The 24,616-nt window shown below is 31.8% G+C and carries 30 protein-coding genes; all 30 read right to left on the bottom strand.

Annotated elements, in window-relative coordinates:
- Complete coding sequence (locus tag ACH2BP_RS02520) at positions 1–1,182, bottom strand: DUF2062 domain-containing protein (RefSeq protein WP_395056694.1); 1,182 nt, start codon at positions 1,180–1,182, stop codon at positions 1–3.
- Between the two features lie 12 nt (positions 1,183–1,194).
- Positions 1,195–1,680: a hypothetical protein gene (locus ACH2BP_RS02525; protein WP_395056696.1), complete on the bottom strand. Its 486-nt coding sequence runs from the start codon at positions 1,678–1,680 to the stop codon at positions 1,195–1,197.
- Positions 1,681–1,682: 2 nt separating this feature from the next.
- Complete coding sequence (locus ACH2BP_RS02530) at positions 1,683–2,054, bottom strand: 3-hydroxyacyl-ACP dehydratase (protein ID WP_395056698.1); 372 nt, start codon at positions 2,052–2,054, stop codon at positions 1,683–1,685.
- Positions 2,055–2,059: 5 nt separating this feature from the next.
- Positions 2,060–2,719 carry an outer membrane beta-barrel protein gene (locus tag ACH2BP_RS02535; RefSeq protein WP_395056700.1) on the bottom strand — a complete coding sequence of 220 codons (660 nt, stop codon included), beginning with the start codon at positions 2,717–2,719 and terminating at the stop codon, positions 2,060–2,062.
- A 2-nt stretch (positions 2,720–2,721) separates the two neighbouring features.
- Positions 2,722–3,351 carry a hypothetical protein gene (locus ACH2BP_RS02540; RefSeq protein ID WP_395056702.1) on the bottom strand — a complete coding sequence of 210 codons (630 nt, stop codon included), beginning with the start codon at positions 3,349–3,351 and terminating at the stop codon, positions 2,722–2,724.
- On the bottom strand, positions 3,320–3,952 hold the full coding sequence (locus ACH2BP_RS02545; protein WP_395056704.1) for an outer membrane lipoprotein carrier protein LolA: 633 nt from the start codon (positions 3,950–3,952) through the stop codon (positions 3,320–3,322). Before ACH2BP_RS02545 ends, ACH2BP_RS02540 begins: the two co-directional genes overlap by 32 nt.
- Entirely contained in the window at positions 3,942–4,718 is a 777-nt protein-coding gene (locus tag ACH2BP_RS02550) for a polysaccharide deacetylase family protein (RefSeq protein WP_395056706.1), read from the bottom strand. The genes ACH2BP_RS02545 and ACH2BP_RS02550 overlap by 11 nt, the downstream gene beginning before the upstream one ends.
- Positions 4,712–5,776: a beta-ketoacyl synthase N-terminal-like domain-containing protein gene (locus ACH2BP_RS02555; protein ID WP_395056708.1), complete on the bottom strand. Its 1,065-nt coding sequence runs from the start codon at positions 5,774–5,776 to the stop codon at positions 4,712–4,714. Before ACH2BP_RS02555 ends, ACH2BP_RS02550 begins: the two co-directional genes overlap by 7 nt.
- The gene (locus ACH2BP_RS02560) at positions 5,773–6,972 is read right to left on the bottom strand and encodes a beta-ketoacyl-[acyl-carrier-protein] synthase family protein (RefSeq protein ID WP_395056709.1); all 1,200 of its coding nucleotides are present in this window, start codon (positions 6,970–6,972) and stop codon (positions 5,773–5,775) included. Before ACH2BP_RS02560 ends, ACH2BP_RS02555 begins: the two co-directional genes overlap by 4 nt.
- A gap of 49 nt (positions 6,973–7,021) precedes the next feature.
- Positions 7,022–7,390, bottom strand: coding sequence for a four helix bundle protein (locus ACH2BP_RS02565; protein WP_395056711.1), 369 nt, complete (start codon positions 7,388–7,390; stop codon positions 7,022–7,024).
- 39 nt (positions 7,391–7,429) lie between these two features.
- Positions 7,430–7,687 carry a phosphopantetheine-binding protein gene (locus ACH2BP_RS02570; RefSeq protein ID WP_394758286.1) on the bottom strand — a complete coding sequence of 86 codons (258 nt, stop codon included), beginning with the start codon at positions 7,685–7,687 and terminating at the stop codon, positions 7,430–7,432.
- Between the two features lies 1 nt (position 7,688).
- A complete protein-coding gene (locus ACH2BP_RS02575; protein WP_395056713.1) occupies positions 7,689–8,306 on the bottom strand; it encodes a 3-oxoacyl-ACP synthase in 618 nt (205 codons plus the stop codon).
- Complete coding sequence (locus ACH2BP_RS02580; protein ID WP_395056715.1) at positions 8,306–9,442, bottom strand: beta-ketoacyl-[acyl-carrier-protein] synthase family protein; 1,137 nt, start codon at positions 9,440–9,442, stop codon at positions 8,306–8,308. Before ACH2BP_RS02580 ends, ACH2BP_RS02575 begins: the two co-directional genes overlap by 1 nt.
- A 178-nt stretch (positions 9,443–9,620) precedes the next feature.
- Entirely contained in the window at positions 9,621–10,031 is a 411-nt protein-coding gene (locus tag ACH2BP_RS02585) for a GxxExxY protein (protein WP_395056717.1), read from the bottom strand.
- Between the two features lie 89 nt (positions 10,032–10,120).
- A complete protein-coding gene (locus ACH2BP_RS02590) occupies positions 10,121–10,570 on the bottom strand; it encodes an acyl-CoA thioesterase (protein ID WP_395056719.1) in 450 nt (149 codons plus the stop codon).
- Positions 10,545–11,828, bottom strand: coding sequence for an ABC transporter permease (locus ACH2BP_RS02595; protein ID WP_395056721.1), 1,284 nt, complete (start codon positions 11,826–11,828; stop codon positions 10,545–10,547). Before ACH2BP_RS02595 ends, ACH2BP_RS02590 begins: the two co-directional genes overlap by 26 nt.
- Complete coding sequence (locus tag ACH2BP_RS02600; protein ID WP_395056761.1) at positions 11,818–12,516, bottom strand: ABC transporter ATP-binding protein; 699 nt, start codon at positions 12,514–12,516, stop codon at positions 11,818–11,820. Before ACH2BP_RS02600 ends, ACH2BP_RS02595 begins: the two co-directional genes overlap by 11 nt.
- Positions 12,517–12,577: 61 nt before the next feature.
- Positions 12,578–13,576 carry a BtrH N-terminal domain-containing protein gene (locus ACH2BP_RS02605; RefSeq protein WP_395056723.1) on the bottom strand — a complete coding sequence of 333 codons (999 nt, stop codon included), beginning with the start codon at positions 13,574–13,576 and terminating at the stop codon, positions 12,578–12,580.
- Positions 13,576–13,980 carry a hypothetical protein gene (locus tag ACH2BP_RS02610; protein WP_395056725.1) on the bottom strand — a complete coding sequence of 135 codons (405 nt, stop codon included), beginning with the start codon at positions 13,978–13,980 and terminating at the stop codon, positions 13,576–13,578. The genes ACH2BP_RS02605 and ACH2BP_RS02610 overlap by 1 nt, the downstream gene beginning before the upstream one ends.
- A 6-nt stretch (positions 13,981–13,986) precedes the next feature.
- Complete coding sequence (locus tag ACH2BP_RS02615) at positions 13,987–14,448, bottom strand: ABC transporter permease (RefSeq protein ID WP_395056727.1); 462 nt, start codon at positions 14,446–14,448, stop codon at positions 13,987–13,989.
- Between the two features lie 12 nt (positions 14,449–14,460).
- Positions 14,461–14,895, bottom strand: a complete 435-nt coding sequence (locus tag ACH2BP_RS02620) for a hypothetical protein (RefSeq protein WP_395056729.1) — start codon at positions 14,893–14,895, stop codon at positions 14,461–14,463.
- Positions 14,896–14,901: 6 nt separating this feature from the next.
- Positions 14,902–16,035 carry a beta-ketoacyl-ACP synthase III gene (locus tag ACH2BP_RS02625; protein ID WP_395056731.1) on the bottom strand — a complete coding sequence of 378 codons (1,134 nt, stop codon included), beginning with the start codon at positions 16,033–16,035 and terminating at the stop codon, positions 14,902–14,904.
- A gap of 17 nt (positions 16,036–16,052) precedes the next feature.
- Complete coding sequence (locus ACH2BP_RS02630; protein ID WP_395056733.1) at positions 16,053–16,955, bottom strand: dialkylrecorsinol condensing enzyme DarA; 903 nt, start codon at positions 16,953–16,955, stop codon at positions 16,053–16,055.
- 10 nt (positions 16,956–16,965) lie between these two features.
- Complete coding sequence (locus tag ACH2BP_RS02635; protein WP_395056735.1) at positions 16,966–18,621, bottom strand: phytoene desaturase family protein; 1,656 nt, start codon at positions 18,619–18,621, stop codon at positions 16,966–16,968.
- 39 nt (positions 18,622–18,660) lie between these two features.
- Positions 18,661–19,536, bottom strand: coding sequence for a lipid A biosynthesis acyltransferase (locus ACH2BP_RS02640; RefSeq protein WP_395056737.1), 876 nt, complete (start codon positions 19,534–19,536; stop codon positions 18,661–18,663).
- Positions 19,537–19,701: 165 nt separating this feature from the next.
- A complete protein-coding gene (locus ACH2BP_RS02645) occupies positions 19,702–19,953 on the bottom strand; it encodes an acyl carrier protein (protein WP_395056739.1) in 252 nt (83 codons plus the stop codon).
- Complete coding sequence (locus ACH2BP_RS02650; protein WP_395056741.1) at positions 19,946–21,181, bottom strand: beta-ketoacyl-[acyl-carrier-protein] synthase family protein; 1,236 nt, start codon at positions 21,179–21,181, stop codon at positions 19,946–19,948. The genes ACH2BP_RS02645 and ACH2BP_RS02650 overlap by 8 nt, the downstream gene beginning before the upstream one ends.
- 11 nt (positions 21,182–21,192) lie before the next feature.
- Complete coding sequence (fabG, locus tag ACH2BP_RS02655; RefSeq protein WP_395056743.1) at positions 21,193–21,924, bottom strand: 3-oxoacyl-ACP reductase FabG; 732 nt, start codon at positions 21,922–21,924, stop codon at positions 21,193–21,195.
- A gap of 11 nt (positions 21,925–21,935) precedes the next feature.
- Complete coding sequence (locus tag ACH2BP_RS02660) at positions 21,936–23,045, bottom strand: WG repeat-containing protein (RefSeq protein ID WP_395056745.1); 1,110 nt, start codon at positions 23,043–23,045, stop codon at positions 21,936–21,938.
- A gap of 38 nt (positions 23,046–23,083) precedes the next feature.
- Positions 23,084–24,604 carry a histidine ammonia-lyase gene (gene hutH, locus ACH2BP_RS02665; protein ID WP_395056747.1) on the bottom strand — a complete coding sequence of 507 codons (1,521 nt, stop codon included), beginning with the start codon at positions 24,602–24,604 and terminating at the stop codon, positions 23,084–23,086.
- Positions 24,605–24,616 lie beyond the last annotated feature (12 nt).

The following is a 24,616-nucleotide window of genomic DNA, read 5'->3' on the forward strand; positions in this document are numbered from 1 at the left end:
TTATTTTTTATTTCTAAAAGTACTAAAAAGCGTTAATAAAAAATAGCCAAAAAGACCAAAAGTAATAGACATTATGGTTGCTAAAACAAAGCTTCCTATAAGGTACTGAGTAATGTTGCTTTGAACATCAGCAAGACTCATTGAAGAATTTAACAACAATGGTTTTCCAGTATTCACAAAATAACTTCCTATTTTAAGAGATCCATAAATTATGAAAGGAATAAAAACAGGAAAACTAACATTCGAAAAAGCAAACGCAATGAGTTTATTCAACTTAAAAAAAAAAGCTAAAAAAAGCACAATAATAGTCTGAAATCCCCAAAAAGGAGCAATTCCTATAAAAGTCCCTAATGCAATTGAGAAGGATTTTTTTGCAATACTATCTTCATTATGCAATATATTTTCTAGTACAAATTTCTTAATTCCTTTTTTTTTAAATTTCAAAAAAAAATCCCTTGGTATGATATAAAAAATCGCGATTGCTACTAAAACTATATTTAAAATGCTAATTCGAGTAAAATCTTTAAATGGTCTAAAATGCGAAACTCTTTCGCTTGGATCATATAAAACCTGAACTGGTATGTTTTTTACAGCAATTCCTTTCCAAGCGGCACGCACAATTACTTCAATTTCGAACTCAAATTTATTTGTAAAATAGTTTTTAGGAATTTTTTGCAAAGGATACAATCGGTAACCAGATTGTGTGTCCTCAAGCTTGATTCCTGTTTCGAACCAAAACCAAAAATTAGAAAATTTGTTTCCAAAACTACTTTTTTTAGGCACATTTTCTTGTGTCATATTTCGGCTTCCTATGAGTAAAGCTTCGCCATTCGCATTAATTTCATTTATAAAAGAAGAAATATCTGAGGCAAAATGTTGTCCGTCGGAATCAATAGTTATTGCATATTCGAAATTAAGAGCTAAAGCTTTTTTGAAACCGTTTTGTAACGCAATTCCTTTTCCAGCATTTTTTGGGTGATGAATTTGAGTAAGGTTTGAATAGTTTTTTAAAATCTCCGTTGTCGAATCGGTCGATCCATCATTTACAACAATCACATTTGTGGTATATTCTAAAACCGAATCTAAAACGCGTACCAATGTTTTGTGATTATTGTAAGTTGGCACAATAACACAAAAATTTAATGATTTTGTTCGATTTATTTCGGGATTAAAAATTTCCATTATGGACTTTAACTATTTGATAGTTTGTTTTTCATCGGAAGAAAAACTTTTGGATTGCAATATAAAACTTTTCAAATAAGCTCTCAAAGCATTAGATTGCTCGTTATAATGTGCTAAAATAAACATAGCATCTTCTTTCTTGTTCTTGTTGTATTTTACGATTTTAGGAACATTTTCCTGAATACTTAATCGGATTAATCGGATTTCGATATTGTTTGGTTCGCTTCCAATAGCAAGTTCAACTAGTTTTGCGCCTTCTTTAAAGTTTTTAATTTTGTCTGAAATTTTCTTTTCAAATTTTGCAGAAATGGTAATCGCTGATCCTTTATAAGCTACTAATGTTTTATTACTTTCTGTTGTTACCTCTAAAAGTTTTGATAGGAATTCTTTTGATGTAACTTCTGAATTCGCTGCATTTGGATATAACTTTCTAACCTCAGAAATATCCGGATTGCTGAAAGAAAATAGAAAGCAAAAAATAGAAAATAGAAGTTTCATTGTTATACTTTTTTATAAACGCTACTCAATTTTAAAGCTACAGTTTCGTTAAAATAAGTTGTGTTTTTAACTTTAACCAAACCTTCGTCAGTTATTGTGATGTCTAGTTCTAAGCGCAATTCTGGTGTTACTTCTGGATTTATTAATGCCATAAATTTAACATTGGTTAAACTCTGCATAATTAGAGAACTATTTGTGATTTGCTCCGTAAGTTCTTTAATAATTTGCATCATACAAACGCCTGGCATAATAGGATTACCTGGAAAATGTCCTTTGAAAACTTCATGTTTTTCATTAACAAAAATGAAAGCCAAATGTTTCTGGCTATCATTTTTTTCTAATGAAATTACTTTATAAAAATCTTTTAAAAGCATATTTATTATTTTATATCAAATGTATAAGTAGCTCCTAATTGGAATACTACATTTTTTGGATTACTATTATTAAAATCATAAACCGAGATAAATCCTTTTTTAACTCTCGCTTCTAAACCAAAGTTTTTAGTGAAATTATATCCGAATCCTGCTGTTAATGTCAAATCGACATCGTTGTTTGACGGGAAAAGGAAAAAATCATCTGAATTCTCATTTGTAAACTTTGTTTTGTCTACAACAAAATCTAAAGTTGGACCAACATGAAAATTAAACTTGTCTGTAAAAGTAAATCTATTAAGTATTCCAATCGAAAGATAAGACACATCAAATTTTGTTCTAGTCACTACATTGCCATTTCTTGAATCAAGATACGAACCTTGGTTAGAGTAATTAATCTCAGGTTGCAATGTGTAATATTTTGTAAGATGCAAAGCACCATAAAAACCTACATAAAAATCAGTTTTTGCTTTAAAATCATCATTGTTATTTGTAGTTTGCACATAGTTTCCATTGTTATCATAATAATAACTCGTATTGTAATCATTTCCACTTGCAAAGTGTGAAAAATTTAGTCCTCCGCGCAATCCTGGCTTAAATGTAACTTGTGCTTCAGTTTGTGTAATTCCCAATAATGCAATAATGGCAATAATAAATAATTTTTTCATTTTTAATTTTTTAAATAATTTAATTCTATTCTTAATTTTATATTATAATGCTGAATGATAATATTTTCGGCAAAAGTATTATTTTCTGAAGTGAAATTGATGCTAATTTGCTCTTTTCTTTTCGTTGAATGTACAATTTTGAAGAGTTTTCCTTCTGCTTTTGATGCAAAAAGATAATTAAACTCGCTTTCGTCTTCGGATTTATATACTTTATTTTCTGTGTCTTCTAATTGTTCTTTTATCTGAAATTTATTCTTTAGCAACAACTTAAAATCAGTTTTTAAAGTATTAATTAATATTTTTCTATTCAATTCATCAACAATCGAATTGACTTTAAAGTCAGTTTCAGAAATTTCAAAATCTAATAATTTATTGCCAAATTCAGTTGTAAAAACAACTCTATGTGTGGTTGCATTTATTTTTTTTGCAATAAAAATTCCTGACAAATCATTACCATAAACCGAAATATTTGCTTTATAAGCGTAATCTATTTCAGGATTAGCAAAATACGGAACGTTATAAATTGTGTTTTCTAAAGTTACTGGCTTCAACTCTTTTTCGAAATTATTTGAAGCACAAGAAACAACTAAAAACAGTATACTAATTAAAAATAGAATTGTCGATTTTTGCATTTAATATTTTATTTTTCAGCACAATACGCGTGTAATCTTCTGATGATTCTAGCAATTTTACCTGAACTACTGTAGCATCATTTTTATCGAAAGTTAACTCAATTTGCTTGATGTATTTTTTTAGCGCAGCATCTTTTGGGATAAACTTTGTGATGTTGTTGGTTTTGTTTTTAAAATAAGAAATCGAAAATTCCTTATCATCAAACATATCACCGCTTACACTTCCCACAATAAGTTTATTTATTTTTCCGAAAATTTTGCTACTGCTCACATCCATTGAGCTCTTTTTACCTTCATCATCTATGAAAATCTTTCCGCTTTTGAAAACAATGCTATAATTATAAGGTTTTTTGTATTGCCATTGCAACATATTTGGTTCTTTGAATACCATTTTACCTGAAGTTTCTATGTCTTTCGATAAAAAATCTAGGTGTTTGTATTGCACAAAATCGGTAGTTAAAGTTTTTATTTTTGTTGCAACTTCCTTGACTGCTTTTTTGAAAGAAACTATTTCTGTTTCAGTCATTTTTTGCTCTTGAGCGAGTAATGAAAGGTTGTAGAAACATAAAATTAATGCAATTATATAGGTTTTAATCTTCATAAGCTTTGATATCTAAAAGTTGCTCTAACGAAACAACTTTATATTCATTTTCTTCTACAAACTGCAATAACTGTTCCAATGCGTTTACAGATTGTAAGGAAGTATCGTGCAAAAGTACAATCCCGCCAGGAGAAATTAGTTTTTTTATCCTGTTAAAAACCAATTTTTCATTTTTAATAATTCCGTCTAATGAGCGAATATTCCAGCCAATAACGTGATGCTTGGTAACTTCTAAAGCTCTTTTTATTGATGGATTTGTAACACCAAAAGGTGGACGAAATAAAATAGCTTTTTTACCTGAAATTTTTTCGATTAGAGCATCTGTTTTTAAAATTTCGGCTATTAATTTGTCTTTTCTATAAAAATCGAAAAGTCGAGAATGGTCATAAGAATGATTACCTACAATATGCCCTTCGGAAATAATTTTTTTTAAAATTTCAGGATGTTTTTCTACATTTTTACCAATGCAAAAAAAAGTAGCTTTTGTATTGTGCTTCTTTAAAACATCTAAAACCAATAATGTCATTTCATGTGGTCCATCATCGAATGTTAGTGCAATATTTTTTTCTTTTTCTAACGGATTGTTACAATACGCTTTTAAAAAAAAATTTAAAGGAATTTGAGTAGAACCCGTAATTATAACAATAAATCTGGCTACAAAAAGCAACAGGAATAACCCCCAATTTACCGTTACAAAAAAACTAAAAAGTAATAGTAAAGCAAAAAGTACAAAAAAGACAATATTTGTATTTCGGTAATTTAGCATTTCGAAATTAAAGTAAAACTATGATCGATTCCTTTATATTGATTGTACAAAAGTATGTTTTTATAGTCTGTTTTTTCTAAATGATTTACTTTTAGAATTTCTGGGATTTGTTGTGTTTTCATGATTTTTGCACCAACCCACAATCCAAAAGCAGAGGCTGTATTGTATTCGCCAGACAAATGTTTGTAATAAACTTGTTGTGTGTTTTTGAAACAATTTTCAGCAATATTTTTATAAAAAATATCTGTTTCTACATCGCCGTTGTAACCTAAAACTAGAGCATCGATATCAGAAATTTGTAATGAATTTGATTTTAGAAAGTCAATCATTTTAGCTTCAACTTCATCTATTTGAAGCTTGTTAATGATTTCAACATCTAAAACCTCAGCGTAGGAATTGTCTTGTTTTTTATCTTCCAAAACAAAAAAAGTAGCACCCTCACTATATACAACTCCTTTTGTAGTTGAATTTAGGACTTTATACGGACTCTCATTGTCTTGTTTTATGAATTCAGCCAACTTAAAAAGAGAAGCTGTGTAATCATTCATTTCGTCTATTCCGCCAATTAAAATTGAGGAAGCTTCATTTTCATCAAACTGTAATTTTGCATCTAAAAGTGCCGATTCGAAAGAAACTGAACCATTTACATACGTAAAATTATAGGCTTTGCATTGCAATCCCAAAGCAATTTGAGAACCCACTGTATTATGAGTCGATTGGATAAAAGAAGTAGGTGTTAAAAACTCCTCTTTATTATCGATTAATGCTCTTAGAAATTTATCAGAATCGTCTATGCAACCCATTCCAGTTCCTGTAATAATAGCGTCAAAAGTTTCTGTATTTGCTTCTTTCATAGCTAATGTAGAAGCTACAATACCATTTTTCACTCCTTTTGCCATTCTTCGAATTGCTGTTGGTGAAATAAAATCTTTATAAACAGGAATTTCTAATGGTAAAACATTAGCCGTTTCGTTTAGTATTGCTTCTTCCAAAAAAATTGTGTCGAACGTTTTTTGAGCCGAAATACAACCTACACCATTTATATATGTCTTTCTCATTCGCTTTTAGAAAAAATTACGGTCGAACAATTACCTCCAAATCCGAATGAATTGGACAAAACGTGTTCGATATTTTTTTGTTTTAAAGTGGTTTGCGGAATCATATTAAACTCTTCCATAGGTGTTTTGAAATTCAAATTAGGAAAAACCACATTGTTCTGTATTGCCAAAACACTATAAACTGCTTCAATTGCTGCAGCTGCTGCTAATGTGTGACCTGTAAATGGTTTTGTTGAACTAAAATCGGGAATATTATTCTCGCCAAAAACTCTAACTATTGCTCTTCCTTCTGATAAATCATTGTTAGGCGTTGCAGTTCCGTGCACATTGATATAATCTATTTGCTCTGGTTTTAAACCCGAAACTTGAAACGCTTTTTCCATAGCTAGAAAGGCACCATCTCCATTTTCGGAAGAAGCAGTTTGATGAAAAGCATCGTTTGCATTTCCGTAACCAGAAACTCTTGCCAGTACTTTTTTGTTTTCTTTTTTTACAATTTCATCCGATTCTAACACTAAAAAAGCGGCGGCTTCACCTAAATTTAATCCTTTTCGGTCATTATCAAAAGGCATATTATATCCGTCCGATAAAATCATCAAGGTTTTGAATCCGTTGATGGTAAATTTTGCTAAAGCATCAGTTCCACCCACAATCACTCGATCTAGCTTTCCTGATTTTATTAATCTTGCACCCAACATAATCGAATTGGCTGCCGACGAACAAGCAGTGCTTATTGTGGTTACCATTCCGTTTAAGCCTAATTCATTGGCTATTTTTTGAGCCACATCGCCACCATCATGACAACTAACATATTTAATGGTTTCTGGCTTTTCGAAATAATCGTAATAATATCTTTCGGTCATGTCCATTCCTCCAACGCTAGTTGCCGAAATTAGTCCTGTTTTGTATTCATTTATCGAAGTAATTCCTGCATTTGCAACTGCTTGTTTGGCTGCAATGGCACCAATCATTGTTGTTCTCGAAAAATTATTATCTGAAGGAAGTTGAAGTTCATCAGCTAACTCTTGGTTGGTTTTCTTTATTTCACCCACTTTTCTCAAATCAGCATGTACCGTCGAAATATTTTCGATGGTGGTAATTGCCGTTTTGTTATTAACGAGCGAAAAATAATTTTCTTCAACCGAATTCCCGATTGCAGAAATAATTCCCATTCCTGTTATTGCGATGCCTCCCATTTTAGATTTCTGATTTTAGATTTTAGATTATTGTGTTACTTATTAAATTTTAGATTTTTGAATTACCAATTCTCGTGTTAACAGTTTTTAATGAGCTAACAAAAATTGCTGTTAGTTGATTGCCTTCATCTAATAAATTTGAAACTTCGTTTTCATCAAACCATTTTCTATCAATAATTAATTCTAGCCAAAACATTGTCTCATCAGCTTCTTCTAAAACTATATTCATTTTAGAGATGAATTCTCTATCACTTCTAGCCCTACAAACAGCTCGGTAATTTGCACCAACTGATGTTCCACTTCTAATAATTTGATTTGCAATAGTTTTTCCCGCTATTGAATTCGGTAGTTTTTCAACCAAATTTATTATCAAGATGGAAAAATTTTTAGTTCTTAATTTTAATTCGTTTGTAGTCATACATTTTTAAATCTAAAATCTGAACTCTAAAATCTAAAATTACTTGGTTCTGTTTGCAGTGATATAAGCTGCCATGGTTTCGATAGATTGGAAAATATTTTTTCCTTCTTTTGGATCTACTAATTTGATTCCGTAATCTTTGTCAAGCATAACAATAAGCTCTAAAGCATCGATAGAATCTAATCCTAGTCCGTCGCCAAATAAGGCATCATCATCATTTACATCTGCTACATTTATATCTTCTAAGTTTAGAACTTCAATGATTTTTTCTTTTAATTCTTGTTTTAACGCTTCCATATTATTTGTTATATAAATTTTCTATTATTTCTTTATTATGTTCTGTTTTCCCTTCGTTGGCAACCAAATAAAGGAATGCTTTGTATTCTTCATTATAATATTCGACCCAACCGCAAAGTACTTTTTCAGCTTTTTTTGTATGCAAAAGTACGTTGGCATAATTTGTCATGAATTCCGAATGGAACGCGTCAAAGATAAAAAAAGAATTTTCACTTTTCAATTGGTGTTTGATACTAATTTCTCCAATGCAAATATTGGGTAAAGTATAAACGAAAACCGCTGGAGACGGAAAATAATTTTCCTTATCGAAAATTGAATTTTGGTGTTTTACATCAGTATCTAAACTTGAGGATTTATTGGCAAAAACCAATGCAATATCCTTTTCTTTTGTGTTGTCAATTTCATTTTTCAGAAGTAATTCGGCAGCCAGAAAAGCCAATTTACTTAAATTATCCATTTTAAAAAATTTCGGGTAATTGATATCGAAATTCTGATATGCTTTTTTTGAAAAATCAGAAAACAAATCAGAATCTGATTTAAAAATCGATTCTCCATTCAGTATCATTTCATTATTTTGAATGGTGCAGAAGGATTGTATGTAGGTTTTATTTTCTAACATTATTTTATTTTTTCGAATAAAACCGCTGTATTGCAACCACCAAAACCAGATGCTGTTTTTAGGAAATAGTTGCAGTTTTTATCTTGATTTTCTTTAATAATATTAATGGGCTGAGTCACGCCAATTTCATCAAAACCTAAAGAAACGAATAATTTACTTTCTAAAACAGATTGAATTCCAATAACGGTTTCTAGTAATCCAGAAGCACCTAAAGTATGTCCGTAAAATCCTTTTAGACTATTTATCGGAACATTTTCTAATCCTAATCTATTGAATGCGATAGCTTCCATTTCGTCATTAAAAGGCGTTGCAGTTCCGTGAGCAGAAATATAATCGATTTGATTTGGCTTGATTTTAGCTTCAGCAAAAGCGCTTTCGATACTTCGATAAAGTCCTTCTCCTGTTCTTGATGGCCCAGAAATATGATTGGCATCGTTTATAGCACCATCGCCAATAATTTTTATTTTAGCATTTTCTTTGCTAGAAGAAACTAAAACTGCTGCTGTTGCTTCGCCAAGAGAAACACCTGTTCTATTTTTTGAATACGGTTTGCATGGCAAATCGCTCATGGCTTGAAAGGAATTGAATCCAGACAAAACAAACTCAGAAACTTCATCTCCAGCCACTACAAATATATTGTCGAACATTTCAGACTGTATTAATCTTTTTGCAACTGAAACAGCTAAAATTCCAGAAACACAAGCGTTAGAAACTACAATTGGTTCGGTTTTGAATCCAAAAAAAGAAGCAATATTTTTTGCCAATTGATGTAAATGTGCACTTTGAAAACTTTCTTCTGAAGGATTTGCTAATGCTGTAATATTTCCTTTGGTTGTAGAAAGTAGGAAACCAACTTTATTATTCAAATCTAATTTTGAGTTTTCAACTATGGGTTGCAAAGCCAAAATCATCATTTTTTCTAATCTTGTGAAATTCTCTGATGGAGAAATTTTAGCGAAAGCCAAATTTAATTCTTCATTATCGATTGTTGACGCATAAAATGGTTTGTTCAGCATGCCATTCTGATGTAATTGAATACCAGAAATGCCACTCTCAATATTTTGAATATTGGTGGCAACATCAAACCCGATTGGTGTGATGCAGTTTGTTTCGGTAATAAATACTTCTTTTGTCATTTTTATACTAATTCACTTTTTTTAACCACATAGAAACATAGTTTTTCATAAACTAAATCAAGTCGTTTCACTTTATAATAGCAAATCATAGCTTTGTTAAACCAAGATTTACTCTCTATTCTACTCCCATTTTCTATGTTTCTTTATGATTTATTTTTTAACACGTAGAAACATAGTTTTATTCTTTTGGCAAACTTTTAAAATACTCATTCACATACGTCTTTTGACCTTCTTTGAAAATATTAAAACAATTAAAATTGATTAAAATTCCTTTAGGTGATTTTAAAAGTTTCATATAGTTTAGAAGTTTTGCTTCAAACATAGGATGAATTTCAAAAACAGCTTTTAGTTCGACAACAATGCTATTTTCAATAAATAAATCACATCGAAAATCAGTTTCTAATTCCTTGTTTTTGTATATGACTGGAATTTTCATCTCTGATGAAAAATTTATTTTTCTATGTGTTAATTCTTCTTTTAAACATTGATGATAAACACTTTCAAGCAAACCTCTCCCCATAATTTTATGAACTTCAATTGCAGAGCCAATAATTTCATAAGTAAGTTCGTCTAAATATTTTTGAGTCATCACACTTTATTTTATAATTACAAATCTATGATTCTATGTGGTTGAAAAACAATTCTTTTTAATCACATATTAAATTTGTAGAAGATTTATTATTTTGTTAAACCAACTTTACGTTTCCATTCCTCATAAAAAGGTGGATTGGTTAGCATTAAATCTCCATTTTTATCTAAAAAAACCTGAACAGTTTCTCCTGTACAAGCAATCTCGTTATTGGCGTCATAAATAACATATCTGTAAATCATTTTGGCAGCAGGCGTATCTACAATTGTAGTTTCTATTCGACCCACATCGCCATAACGTAAAGACAACTTGTGTTCGCAAGTCGATTTAACTATAGGCGTTGTAAATCCACTATCGAAAATATCGAGATATGATAGTCCGTGATGACGGCCAAACGCTTCACGACCGTCTTCAAAATAAGTAATATAATAGCCATGCCAAACAATTCCTAATGGATCTGTTTCGTTAAAACGAACTCTAATTTCGTGTGAAATGCTTAACTCCTTTGCTTCGTTAAACTGCTCTTTTCTTCTTATCATACTGCAAGGCAATGGTTGTGGTAATTATGAAAAATAAAAATAATAAACTTATTTCTGGTAGAATATCTACTATAGAACCATGACGCAAAAGCACATCATAAAAGGCATTCAATCCCCAATTCATAGGAGAAGATTGCGCTATGAGTTGCATCATTTTTGGCATAGCAAAAACAGGAACCCAAATACCACCTATGGCTGCCAATATAATGACAGAAGTGGCGCCAAACGGAGCCGATTGTTCTTGTGTTTTAGCAATTGTTCCTAATAATATTCCGAAGCCAATGGCACCAAATCCTGAAAATAGCGCTACTATACTCATCAAAAATAAGTTGCCTTCAACATTTAATGATGGTAAACCAATGTGTGGAAATAAGAAAATTGCCACTAAAATCATCATGTAAAACTGAATCATACAAATAATTAAATACGTAATCGTTTTTCCAGCAATAACAATCACATTAGGAACTGGATTAGTTCTTAGCCGAACAAAAGTCCCTTGTGATTTTTCTTTTACAATATTTATTGATAATGGAATTACAATGAAAAAAATGGCAAACAAAGTCCAAGCTGGCACATTATGTTGAACAGAATTTGGAATAATTTCTTCATTATTCACTTTTGGAACAATTTCTTTGAATGTGATAAAACTTTTTTGTTCGAAACTTGTTGTTTCTTCTCCTAATTGCGCTTGGAAAGTAGCATAAATCGATTTGGTTTCTATTTGAGAAATCATCTTGTCAATGGAACTCATCACTGCGTTTTTAAAACTCATTTGCACCGCAGGATCAAAATACAATTTTACTTCTTTTTGATTGACAATTTTAGTATTTTCGGCTTTCGCCAAAGTATCAGTCATTCCTAAACTAGCTGTTATTTTTTCGACATTTTGGTCGATTTTAGATTGCAAATCGGCACTTAGTTTTTCTGGAATAATGATTGCTAATTGATATTTTCCTTTAAAAACAGCCTCTTTAGCCGATGATTCTGTTAGTTGTTCGTTATTTATTTTGGTAACAACCGTGAAAATATTGCTTTTTTGTAAATTATCGAAAACCGTTTTAGACACATTCCCGTTGTCATTATCTACCAAAAGAATGGGAATTTTGGCATCGCTAACGGTTTTGAAAGTGCTGTCCTGAATTAAAGTCACTGTAATTATGAGTACCAATGGCATAATAAACAGAATGACAACGCCACCTATATCTCTTTTTAGGAGTAGGAATTCTTTGTAAACCGACATGAACAATTTATATATCATCTCGCAATTCTTTTCCAGTTAATGAAATAAAAACGTCTTCCAAATTTCGAGCGTTTGCAGTTGAAGCAATCAAGCTATTTGGCGTTCCTTGTGCATAAATCTTTCCCCTATCGACAATAGCAATATCGGTACAAAAATCCTCAGCTTCGGACAAATGATGTGAAGTATATATTATAGTCGTTCCGTTTTTGTTGAGTTTTTTCAGATAAATGATAATCGCATTTTTAGATTGCACATCGACACCCACTGTTGGTTCGTCTAGAAAAAGTACTTTTGGATTGTGCAAAATTCCTGCAATAAGATTAATTCGGCGTTTCATTCCGCCAGAAAAAGTTTCTATTCGTTTGTCGGCAAATTTTAATAATCCAAGAAAATCAAGACTTTCAATTACTTTTTCTTTTAAATCATCACCTTTTAAACCATACATACTTCCAAAATACATTAGATTTTCCCTTGCAGTTAATGTTGGATATAATGCGTATTCCTGAGGAACAACACCAATGATTTTTTTTATCTCGTTTGCATCTTTTGTATACGTTAAATTATCTATCGAGAAAAGCCCCGAAGTAGGTTTTACTAATCCGCATAGCATAGAAATTAAAGTAGTTTTTCCTGCTCCATTTGGCCCTAACAACCCAAAAATTTGACCTTCATATATAGAAAGTGTAAAGTCGTTCAAAGAATACATTTCGGCATCTTTGTACTTTTTGGAGAGTTGGGTTATTTGGATAATGGGTTTCAAAATAGTTTTAGCTAATGGCTGCTTTTAATTTTTTAAAAAAAACTTCTTCTTTATTTGCAATATCTAATAGTTGATCGGCAATTGTATTGTAAACATCAGCCTGTGTGCTTCTATTTTTGTAAACTCTAGAAGCATTTACAGCAAAATCTCGCCATAAATCGCCTATTGTGGTCATTTCTTGTGATAATTCTTTTAGTTTTTCGTTTTCTAGTATTACAGCTGATTCTTGCAAAAAAGCGGCATAAATAAATCGAAAACCGCCGCCACCTGTACCTATTTCTTCTTGCATTCTAACCATTTGAGCTAGATAATGATTGGCTTTTTTAGTTCCGTGTTTTACTGGCCATTTTCTAATTCTGCTGGCAACAAACTTTATTCCTCTAACTCCAATAATAGGTGCGGGAGCCAACATATCTCGACAAGTATTCTTAATACCTTTGATAATAGCACTTTTTAAATCGATAGTAGCAGGTATATGAATTGGGTAATACATTTGTCCTCGTGGCGCAAAAGCTCCTTTAGCAAAACGTACTTTATTTAGTTCTTGGTGCGTGAGTGTCGTTACAGTTTCCATTACCGGATCGCTGATGAGATAATCGGTTTCGGTTTTGCCATAAACGACTAAATTATGTGCATTGAAATGAAAACGGTATTCGTCTGGAAAATAAGTCAAATTATAAACACCAACTTGCAATCCTGTAGGAATGTTATTTTTTAGATTTTCGTCTAAAGCTTTTACAGCATTAGTTTCGCTAGAAAATTTTTGCCTTTTTATTTTTAATCCTAGTCGTTTTGCTAGTTTATTAAAAATAGCGCCAGGCATGGGTCTATAACTTATTGCTGGTGCATAATTTACTTTTATAAATGGTAAATAAACAAAGAACAGCCCTGATCCAATACCAAAAACCATAGGTTCACTAATATTCAAACCATTGTTTTTAAGCAAATTAGATGCTACTCCGTTTTCGCAATGCGCAGATTGATGGTGTGTAAAATTGATTTCCATTAATCTGTTTTAAAATTTCTTAATTCGGCAACCGAAATATTGAAAGTTTCGGCATATTTCTGTAAAGTAGTATCGCTTAATTTAGCAAAAATGGTAGGTTTAAAATGTCTTTTTACGCGCCATTGCCACATTCCTAGGTAACTAGACAGCACACCAATATCCATTTTAGAGAATTCCATAAAATAAACAATTGGACTTACTTCGCCACTTTTCACTTGTTCTTTTGCAGTAGCAATTCGTTCGTTTATTTCATCAATAGAATTAGAAAGCACTATCGTTTTTGGCTCCCAACCTGTACTTAAAGCCGTTGTGTAATTGCCTTTTTCGTCGGTAGCATAAACTAATTCTTTCATATTACTTTTAGAAAGATTGCCTTTGTCTTGTGGAACTTCATTTTCTTTCATAGCTTTCTATTGTTTTGAATGATTTTCTTGAATAAAAAGATTAATCTCTCCTTCTAAAAGTAATTCTTCGTTATTGAAAGTTTTGCAACTCATTGTACATAAGCTATAATCGTCTGTTACGAATTTTGAGACTAATGTTGAAATTGTTTTGATCGTATTTCCTACTTCAGGAAGTTTATGAATTTTTAATGTTTTGATGGCACTTATAAATCCAACCACATCTACACCTGATTTATCTTCATTATTCTCATCTACAAAATAATCTTTTGCAACAATCGAAGAGCAGGTTTGAGCGGCATTTTCGATTAATCCAGCTTCTATAAAAGTGTTGTTTTGAATAAATATATTGTCGGCTTTTATTTCAAAAATAGTTTCAACTTTTTCTTCATCCATTATCAGAATCATATCAACCATTAAAAAAGGCTTACGATGAGGCAAATAGTTTTTTATGTCTATAGTTGTATCCATTTCTTATTGAAATTATTTGGCTAAAACCGTTTTCATTTGACCAGTAGCGATTTCGATATCGTTTAGTTTTGTTACGATATCAACCAAAGTTATTCCTCCAAATTCTTGAAGAATAGAAACAGTTGTTTGAATTTCGTCATCTAATTTTGGCAATTCTTTTATCTCAATATCTTTAATCGAACCTATGTAACCCGTTGGCGCAGGTTCTTGTTTTAAATAAAATTGATAACCTGTGTGTAACGCTACTGATTGCGCCATGTGCTCTACCAATCCAGCTTCCGCAAAGCTTCCGTTGTGATAAAAAATATTATCACTTTGTATTTTTAGTCCTGAAATTAAAGAGGTTTCGGTATAAGCGAACAATTTGTCGACCATGACAAAAGGAAATTTTTGTGGCAACAAGTTTTCTACAAACTCTTTTTCAAAAATAGCATTTGATGTTTCCATATTTTTCTAGCAAACAGTTAAATAAGCATACGCATACGAAAAACGGCCACTTTCTGGTACAGATAAAAGAATTTTGTCTCCTTTTTTAAGTTTTCCAGAATTCATTAATTCATTTAATGCCAAATATATTGAAGCCGATCCTACGTTTCCTACTTGCGCAAGGTTCATAAACCATTTTTCGTTTGGAATTACCATTCCGTTTTCAGCGAAAGATTTTTTTAGTCCTTCGACAAAATAATGAGAAGAAACATGAGGCAAGAAGTAATCTATTTGATCTGCTGAAACCTTGTTTTTATCCAATGCTTCTTTCATGCTTTGTGCTCCTTTTATTAAAATATTTTTGTCTAATAATTTCACATCTTGTTTGATAGAAAATATAGATTCATTAAGCCATTCCTCTGGATGATAATCACTCCAAGACTTTAACTCTCCGTTTTCTAGTTTATCTCCACCAGCATACATACAAACTTCAAGTTCGTGAGCATAAGAGAAGGCTTCCATCCACTCTATTTTGAGTGAGATTTCGCCTTTTGGTTCGTTTTCTAGCAAAAAAGCTGCGGCTCCGTCAGACAACATCCAACGTAAAAAGTCTTTTTTAAACGCCACTATTGGTTGTTCTTCTAAGTGTTTTAAATTGACAACTTCTTGTTCGTATTTTTCAGATTTCATCCAAGTGGAAACTTTTTCTGAACCTGTACAAACTGCATTTTTTGTGTTTCCTGATTTTACCGAAAGGTAACCGAATTTTAATGAATTCATTCCAGCACAACAAACTCCCGTAGAAGAATTTAGCTCGACCGATTTGTTTTTTAGCAATCCGTGAACCATTGCGGCGTGAGATGGCAAAAATACATCTGGCGTTGATGTTCCACAGGATAACAATTGCATATCCTGAGCTGTAAAACTTTGGTCAAACAATTCATTTATTGCATTTTTTGTTAGTTCGGCATTACTGTGCGTGCTATTTCCATGCTTGTCTATGGCATAATAGCGGCTCACAATTTTATTGTTACGTAAAATTATTCTTCTTGCTTTAGATGTTGCGTCATTTATAAGTCCCAAATAATTTTCCATCTCCTCGTTTGAGATAGCTTGATTTGGCAAATATTTTCCGGTTTTTGTTATGTAAACATCAAACATAATATTGTAATTGTATTTTAAACGCCTTGATAATAAGCTTTTTCTCTTCTAATTTTGTTAATGAAAAAAGGATATGAAAAAACGTGCAAGATATACACAATTGGTGAGATTAACCAGATTGCAAGCCATAAATAGATATTAAATATTTTTAGCCATATTTTTCTTGATTGTTTATTATTATTAATAATATTTGACCATTTATTAAAGATTTTGTTAGCCGTTTTGTCAACTTTAACTAAATAGGAACTTATTTTTACAGCATTATTTTCTAATAATTGAGTTTGAAGGTTATTAAAATTATTATTTTGAAGATTTTTGAGAATTATTTCGCCAAATTTTGATGAATCAACAATGTCTTTTTCGGAAACTCCTGGCAAAGGAAAAATTCCAAGGTATTTCTTTTTTACTCCAGAAAACATCCATTCTACAATTGTAATCACACTTATTAAATTACCAACTCTATCTACTAAAGCTACATTTCCTTTGAGTTGTGCATTGTTGTTTTTTAATAACACTTTGATTTTCTCTTGTGCCATAACCCACATATTTCGAGAACCACTGATGGTTACAACTGGTGTGTTATTGAAAAGTGATTTGGCTTCCGAACTTTTTAGAAATGAATTGATTGGAATAGATGGCGACAAGTACCAAACTTGATAATGCAAAAGGATTAAATCGAATTTTTGGTTTAATATTTCGGTAGGAACAGGTTTGAGTTCTGTTGGAATTTGCAAAAAAGATTCTGGAAAAGCATCAAAAAAAGCTTCCTTGTCCCATGGAAATGGAAATGGTTTTTCTAATTGAATCTCGTAAAACACTACATTAATTTTATCAGAATCTACTAATGGTTTTGCAATATTTCTTGCGATAGATTCTAATTGGCCCGATTGAGAATAATATATAACGAGAACATTTTTCATTTTCTGTTTTTTAAGCATTCACAATTTCCTTGAAAGTTCTAACTTTATCCGAACGTTTCACATTTATCCATTCTGGCCAAGTTGTTTTGTCTTCGGCATCATAAATTCGTAATTTCTGATTTGCATCTTTTATGAGTAAATCATCTTTTGTACAATTAAGAATTCTTGCTGCGGTTTCTATTCCTGAATAGGTTGCTCCAGTTACTCCGTGAGATAATGTACTTGATCCGCAAAGGTATAAATTATCTATTTCGGTTTTAAATTTATAAACAAAAGGTCCAACTTGATTTAACGTTTTTTCGGTTCCGTACACGTTTCCTCGTGTTGCATTTATATAAAATTGGTTGGTTTTAGGCGTACCCAACTCGACTTGCGCAATGTGTTGTTTTGCATTTGGAATCATTTTTTCGATGCTATTCATGAATTTCTCGATGATTCGTTCTTTAAATTTTTGATATTCTGGACAATGATAATCATCCATAGCTTCAAATTGTTTAAAACTATCATAATCTACATAAGTAACTGCTTCAAAATTATAATATCTCCCATTGAAACTTGTAGGGTCTTTTAGCGTAGAACAACTAAAGAAAAGGGCTGGAAATTCGTCTCCCGAAAGAATATCTCCTTTTGTTAAAGTATCGAAATGTTGATCTATATTTTCGTCTTTGAACCTCCAAATATTTCCTGAATCTATACCTGCTTTTGTCACGTCCATATCTAATGTTAGAAAAAGGATTAATGAGGTCACAGAATATTTAGTTTTGCTTAGTTTTTTATTTAATTTTTTACTGATATTTTCTTCTCCAATTAGTTTAAGATATGTTATTGATGGATCCGCATTCGATACTACATTTTTTGCTAAAATTTGGGTTCCATCTGCCAATTCAACTCCGAAAGCTTTGTTGTTTTTTATTAAAATTTTAGAAACTGATTGTTGCGTTCTTACTAAACCTCCATGGCTTTTTATTTTGCTTGTCATGGCTTTTACAATGCCGCCGCCGCCGCCCATAGGATAAAATCCACCTTCAAGGTAATGATTCATCGCCGAACAATGTACAGGAAAGCTTGCTCTGTTTGGCGGCAAACCATGATCGCCACATTGTGAGTTGAGCACTGCTTTTAGCATTGGATCTTTTATATGCCAATCGATAACTCTTTTTAGGGTAAATAATGCAAATTTTCCAAAATGTTTTGTTCTAAACGGCACTGTTATGTTTTGCCAAAACCCTTTTAGTGTTGGTATTAATTGTAGCTCTTCATTAACTTTTACAATTAAATGAAGGTATTCTTTTATATTTTTTTCTTCTTTTGGAAATTGTTTAATAAGACTCGCTTCTAGATTTTTTGTACCGGCAGGAAGATCAAATTTTTTATCATTAATAATGCAATGATCATATCCGTTTTTGTTCATTCTAAAAAACACAAGATCATTTGCAATTCCTAATCCTTTATATAGGTCGTTTGTTGTGTGACCTTCATCTACCAGACCCATATAATGAACTCCCGGACTAAATCGTTGTCCGCTTATAGTAAAACTGTGACTCCAACCTCCCGGCACATAATGTTGTTCTAGCACCAAAACTTTTTGTCCTGCTCTTGATAAACAAAGCGCTGTTGCTAATCCTCCTGCTCCAGAACCTATTATAATTGTATCAAATTCTTCCATAATATGTTTTGAAGTTTTATAAAAAATGTGTCTTTATTTTTACAATTGGTTCCAAAAATCGAAATAATTAAACCATTGTAATGGATATTCTTTTAGCATCGATTCGAGGCTTTGTGTATATTCTTTTAGCAATGCTTTTTCATTACGATGATTTACCTGTGCTTCTCTGGTGTAAAGATGATAATGTAGATTTTTTTCTTTCATCACATAAACAAAAACTACAGGGACTTTTAGTCTTGAAGCAATAAGAAATGGCCCCGCAGGAAATTTTGCTTCCTGTCCTAATAATTCTTCTGATAATGATTTTACGCCTTCAAAATACCTGTCACCTGTAAAACAAACTAATTCGTTTCTAGCTAAAGCAGCATTTATTTCGAAAATATGAGACAAATCATCTTTTATTAAGATTAATTTAATGCTTGATTTTTTCGATATTTTTTCGAGATAATTCTTTATTGCAGAATGCTCTAAGTCTGTAGTTACAAGGTTTATTTGAAAGTTGACATCTATTTCTCCAAAAAAATGTTCCGCAATTTCGAAATTTCCAATGTGTGCACTAATAAGAACGCCACCTTTTTTTTCTCGTAATAGTTTTTTTAATAATTCTACACCATCAAATTCATAAGTGAATCTGTTTTGCATTCCTGCCGAGATAGAAACTTTGTCGAGAATGGTTTGTCCAAAAGTATAATAACTCATGAAAACCATTTTTTTGGATTTGAAATAAGAATACCTTAATCTTTCTCTGAAATAATAAAAAATAGCTCGATTGCTCTTTTTGAGAAAAAGAAAATAATAGGCAGCAACAAAGTAAAGAATAAAATAGGCTGACTTGATTCCTGCTTTTTTTATAAAAAAAACAAAAATCTTATAGCCTAAAACCGTTCCCCTAGATTTTCCGTCCCATTGAGCCATTGATAGATTATTAGATTATTAGACCTTATAGATTGTTAGAATTTTAAATCCAACTAATCTTATAATTTAAGAAACCTAAATTCCTTTTACACAGTTAGACTTCTTAGATTCTTAGACTTTTACATCTAAATAATCTAAGAAGTCTAACAATCTAAAAGCCCTGAATTACGCTTTAAGTTTAATTTTATTTTCGATTAAGTCATAAAAACTTTGAAAAGAAGCTATACCTACAAAATCTACTTCAACTAATTTTACACCAAAATTAGATTCGACAGAAACTACCAAATCTACATAATCTAAACTATCTAACCCTAAAGTATCTTTTAGATTGGCTTCTGGTTGAATGTCTTCTTGATCTACTTCGAACTCATCGACCAAAAAATCATTTATTTTGTTTACTATTTCTTCTTTATTCATCACCCTTTTTATACTTTTTTATAACTAATGCAGAATTTGTTCCTCCGAAACCGAAAGAATTCGACAAAAATATATCAATTTTTTTATTTAATGTTGTTTTAACTAAATTTAATTTTACCGCGTCTTCATCTGGATTCTCTAAATTGATGTTTGGTGCAATAAAATCATTTTGCATCATGAGTATAGAATAAATGACTTCGCTTGCTCCAGCCATCCAACATTCGTGACCTGTCATCGATTTTGTTGAACTTACATAAGGATTGCTTTCGCCAAAAACCTCTAAGATTGCTTTAGCTTCGTTTCCATCTCCAACTGGTGTTGATGTTGCGTGTGCATTGATATAATCTATGTCACTAGCTTTTACATTGGCCTCATCGAGGGCTCTTTGCATGGCTGTCGCTGGTCCTTCGACATTTGGAGTAGAAATATGTCCTCCGTTTGATGAAAATCCGTAACCAATAACTTCTGCAATAATATTTGCACCTCGTTTTATCGCCGATTCGTAACTTTCTAAAATTAAAGTTGCGCCGCCTCCGCTTGGCACTAATCCGTCACGAGAAGCATCGAAAGGTCTAGAAGCTTTAGCTGGTTCGTCTTGTCTTGGTGAGAAAACACCCAAACCATCAAAACTACTCATCGCATATTTGTTTATTTCTTGTGCTCCTCCGCAAATTATCATGTCTTGAAATCCGCTTTTTATTAAAAAATAAGCTAATCCTATTGAATGTGATCCACTTGCACAAGCCGCACTAATCGTTAGATTTATTCCTCTTAATTTGAAAATAGTAGAAAGATTCATTGTTACAGTCGAATTCATCGATTTAAAAATCGCCCCAGAACCTATGAGTGAAGTGTCTTTTTTATCGCGAATTATGTCGGTAGCTTCAATTATTGCTTTAGAAACGCTGTCGTTTCCGTACATAATTCCTACTTCATTGTCATCAAAAAAAGCATCATCTATATTGGCATTTTTCAACGCTTCAATAGTTGCCATATAGGCATATTCTGTTTCTTCTCCGAGACTTATACGTTGTCTTCGAGAAAGTAAATTTTTTAATTCTGGTTTGGGAACCATTCCTGTTAATGAAGATTGGAAACCAAATTCTTCACGTTCTGGATCGATAACAATTCCTGATTTACCTTCGTATAATGAATTTTTAACCTCGTCTAATGAAGTTCCTATACAGGAGTATATTCCCATTCCGGTAATGACAACTCTTTTATTCATTATATAATTTTTTAAGAATAAATTCCTCCATTTATATTAATTACTTCTCCTGTGATATAACTTGATTTTCTTGAAACCAAGAAACTTACTAAATCAGCTACTTCTTCGGCTTCACCAAAACGATTTGCAGGAACCATTTTTATAAGTTCTTTTTCGTCCAAATCACTGGTCATATCTGTTCTTATAAATCCTGGTGCTACAGCATTTACAGTAATATTCCTTTTTGCCACTTCTTGCGCTAATGCTTTTGTAGCGGCAACAACGGCTCCTTTTGCAGCAGAATAATTAGTTTGTCCTGGCGTTCCTTTTACACCTGAGACAGACACCATATTTACTATTCGTCCGTATTTGTTACGCAACATTTTTTGGATAAAAAAGTTGGTTACATTAAAAAATCCATTCAAACTTGTGTTTACAACACTGGTCCAATCTTCAGGAGTCATCCACATGAACAATCCATCTTTTGCAATTCCTGCATTGTTCACAATCGCTTCAACAATCGCATTTGGATTTGCATCTTGCCATTGCGTTAATACGTTTTTTACTTCTTCAAAATTGGCGACATCAAATTGAATTATTTCACCTGTTGCGCCTAATTGTTTTACTTCTTCCAAAGTTTTTTCGGCAGCAGCCTTATTCGATTGATAATTTATAAGAATATGATAATCAGAATCCGTAGCCAATTTTTTGCAAATTTCATTCCCAATTCCTCTTGAACCTCCTGTTACTAAAGCACATTTCATACTATATTGTTTTATTTTTTAAAAGGTTCTGCACTATCAAACCATTGATCTCCTAATACTTTTCCATCTGGCTTAATAAAGCCAAATTTCTTTTTGCTAATTACTCTTGCTAATCCGTTTACAAATCCTTTGTCATCGTCCTTAAACATCGCGAAAAGACCTGCTGTAATAACGTATTCACATGGAACTACTAATTTTCCTGTTTCATTAATAAAGCCCCATTCTTTGTCTTTTACAGGAGCAAAACCGTCTGCGCTAAAAATTTCAGCATCATTATACACTGGTTCTACCACAAAAGCACCTTTTGTATTGATATAACCCCATTTTTTACCAATTTGAACTGGTGCTAAATTTTTCACAAACGCTCTTGCTTTGTCAAATTTAGGTTCGATAACCCAGTTTCCTTTTAAGTCTATAAATCCTATTTTTTCGTTTTTCTTGGCATATGTTAAATCTTGTACTAAGAAATCCCAAATTTTATCTACGCCTTCAATTGCTTTGAATTTTCCTGCAATAACTAATCCAAATGAAGTTCCGTTTTTTGCCCAAGTAGTATTTTTGTAATAATCCCCTATTTCGTCATATATTATTTCGACAACGATTTTTCCTGTTTTGTCTATAATTCCCCAACGATCATTATTTCTTACTCTTGCAAATCCGTTTTGAAAAGATTTTATTACATCATATTTTGGTTCTAGGATTACTGCCATTTTTGCATTTATCAATCCTGTTTTATCTCCTTGTTTTATGAATGCAACTCCATCTTCAAAATCATAAACTTTATCCGAAGTTGGAGATTTTTGCTCCTCTCCTTTTTTATTTATATATAACCATTTTTTGTCTTTGGCAACTACACAATACCCATTATTAAAGTATTTAGCATCATCAAAAGTAGCGAGGATTATCCATTCTCCTTTTGTGTTTATAAAACCCCATTTCTTATTATCCTCGGCAGCAGCCAATCCTTCTGAGAAATTTTTAGCTACTTTAAATTTGGGTTGAATAGCAAATTCGCCTGTTTTAGAAACATATCCAAACTTACCTTCTTTTCTAACTAATGCCAGCTCTTGAGCGTTTGCAATCTGCACCATTAAAACCAAAAAAAATATTATTTTTTTCATACTTAATATAATTTAGAGTGAAACTTTGTACTAATGTATTAATTATTTATCAAATAGTCTTTTACCTTTTGTACAAAAGGATACATCACTTGGTCTTGGCTAAAAGTTGGAATTATCTTGCGAACATCTTCGTACATTTTTCTAGTTACAGATGAAACCGACTCTTTTTGTTCTAAATAATCTATAGCCTGTACGATTGTAATTAATTCGATTGCTAAAACTTCAAATGAATTTTCAATAACTTTTGCTGTAATTACAGCAGCATTTGTTCCCATACTTACAATATCCTGATTGTCATTGTTATTAGGAATACTATGAATATACATAGGGTTAGAAAGCATTTGATTTTCGGCAGTTGTTGATGTTGCAGTAAATTGAACTCCTTGCATTCCGAAATTGAAACCTAATGTTCCAAGATTTACAAATGGAGGGAGAATTTCATTTATCTTAGAGTTTAATAAATAATTTAATTGTCGTTCTGCTAGCATTGTTAGTTTTGTAATAACAACTTTTAGTTTATCCATTTCGAGAGAAATATAATCTCCGTGGAAATTTCCGCCATGATAAACATGCTGGTTTTTTACATCGATAATTGGATTGTCATTTGCTGAATTAAATTCGTCTTCCAGAATTGAAGCTACATTATTTATTGTTTCTAAAACTGGCCCTAAAATTTGTGGCACACAACGCAAAGAATAATATTCTTGTACTTTTTCTTTAAATACATCTTCGGTGTTTTCTCCAGTATATAAGTGTTCTTCTCTTTTTCTTATTAATGTACTGTCAGCTAAATTTTCTCTCATTCTCTGAGCTACTTCACGCTGTCCTTTATGACGTTTTGTGTTGTTTAATTCCGACGAAAAATGATCGTCGTAAGCTTGAACAATTTCATTTATTGCACAAGAAAATTTAAGCGACCAATCTAGTAATTTATTAGCATTATACACATTTACAACACCAATTCCAGTCATTACAGAAGTCCCGTTCATTAAAGCCAAACCTTCTCTGATTTCGACTTGAATAGGCTTCAAGTTTTCTAATTCGAAAACTTCCTGCGTTGGTCTTCTTTCTCCTTTATAAAAAACTTCCCCTTCTCCAATAAGCACTAATGCTAAATGCGCAAGTTGCACTAAATCTCCACTAGCACCCACACCACCATGCTCAAAAATTAAGGGCGTAATGTCTCTGTTTATTAATTCCTTCATCAAATGAATTAATGATGGATGAACACCTGAATTTCCAAGAGAAAGCGTATTTAATCTTGCTAAAATTGCTGCTTTTACACAAAGTGGATTCAAAGGTTTTCCAGTTCCAGACGAGTGACTTCTAATTAAATTATATTGTAGTTGTAGTCTATCTTCGTCTTTTATGCGGTATTGTGCCATTGGCCCAAAACCAGTGTTCACACCATAAATCACTTTATTTCCTGAAAATTCTTTAAGAAATTCGAAACTTTTATTTACCCTATCTAAAACAACATCGCTTATCTCGACTTTATTATTATCAAAGACTATTGATTCAAATTCTTTTAGACTTAAAAACTCATTAATCGTATTCATTTAACCCATTTT

The sequence above is a fragment of the Flavobacterium sp. genome (assembly GCF_043756175.1).
Taxonomy (GTDB): domain Bacteria; phylum Bacteroidota; class Bacteroidia; order Flavobacteriales; family Flavobacteriaceae; genus Flavobacterium.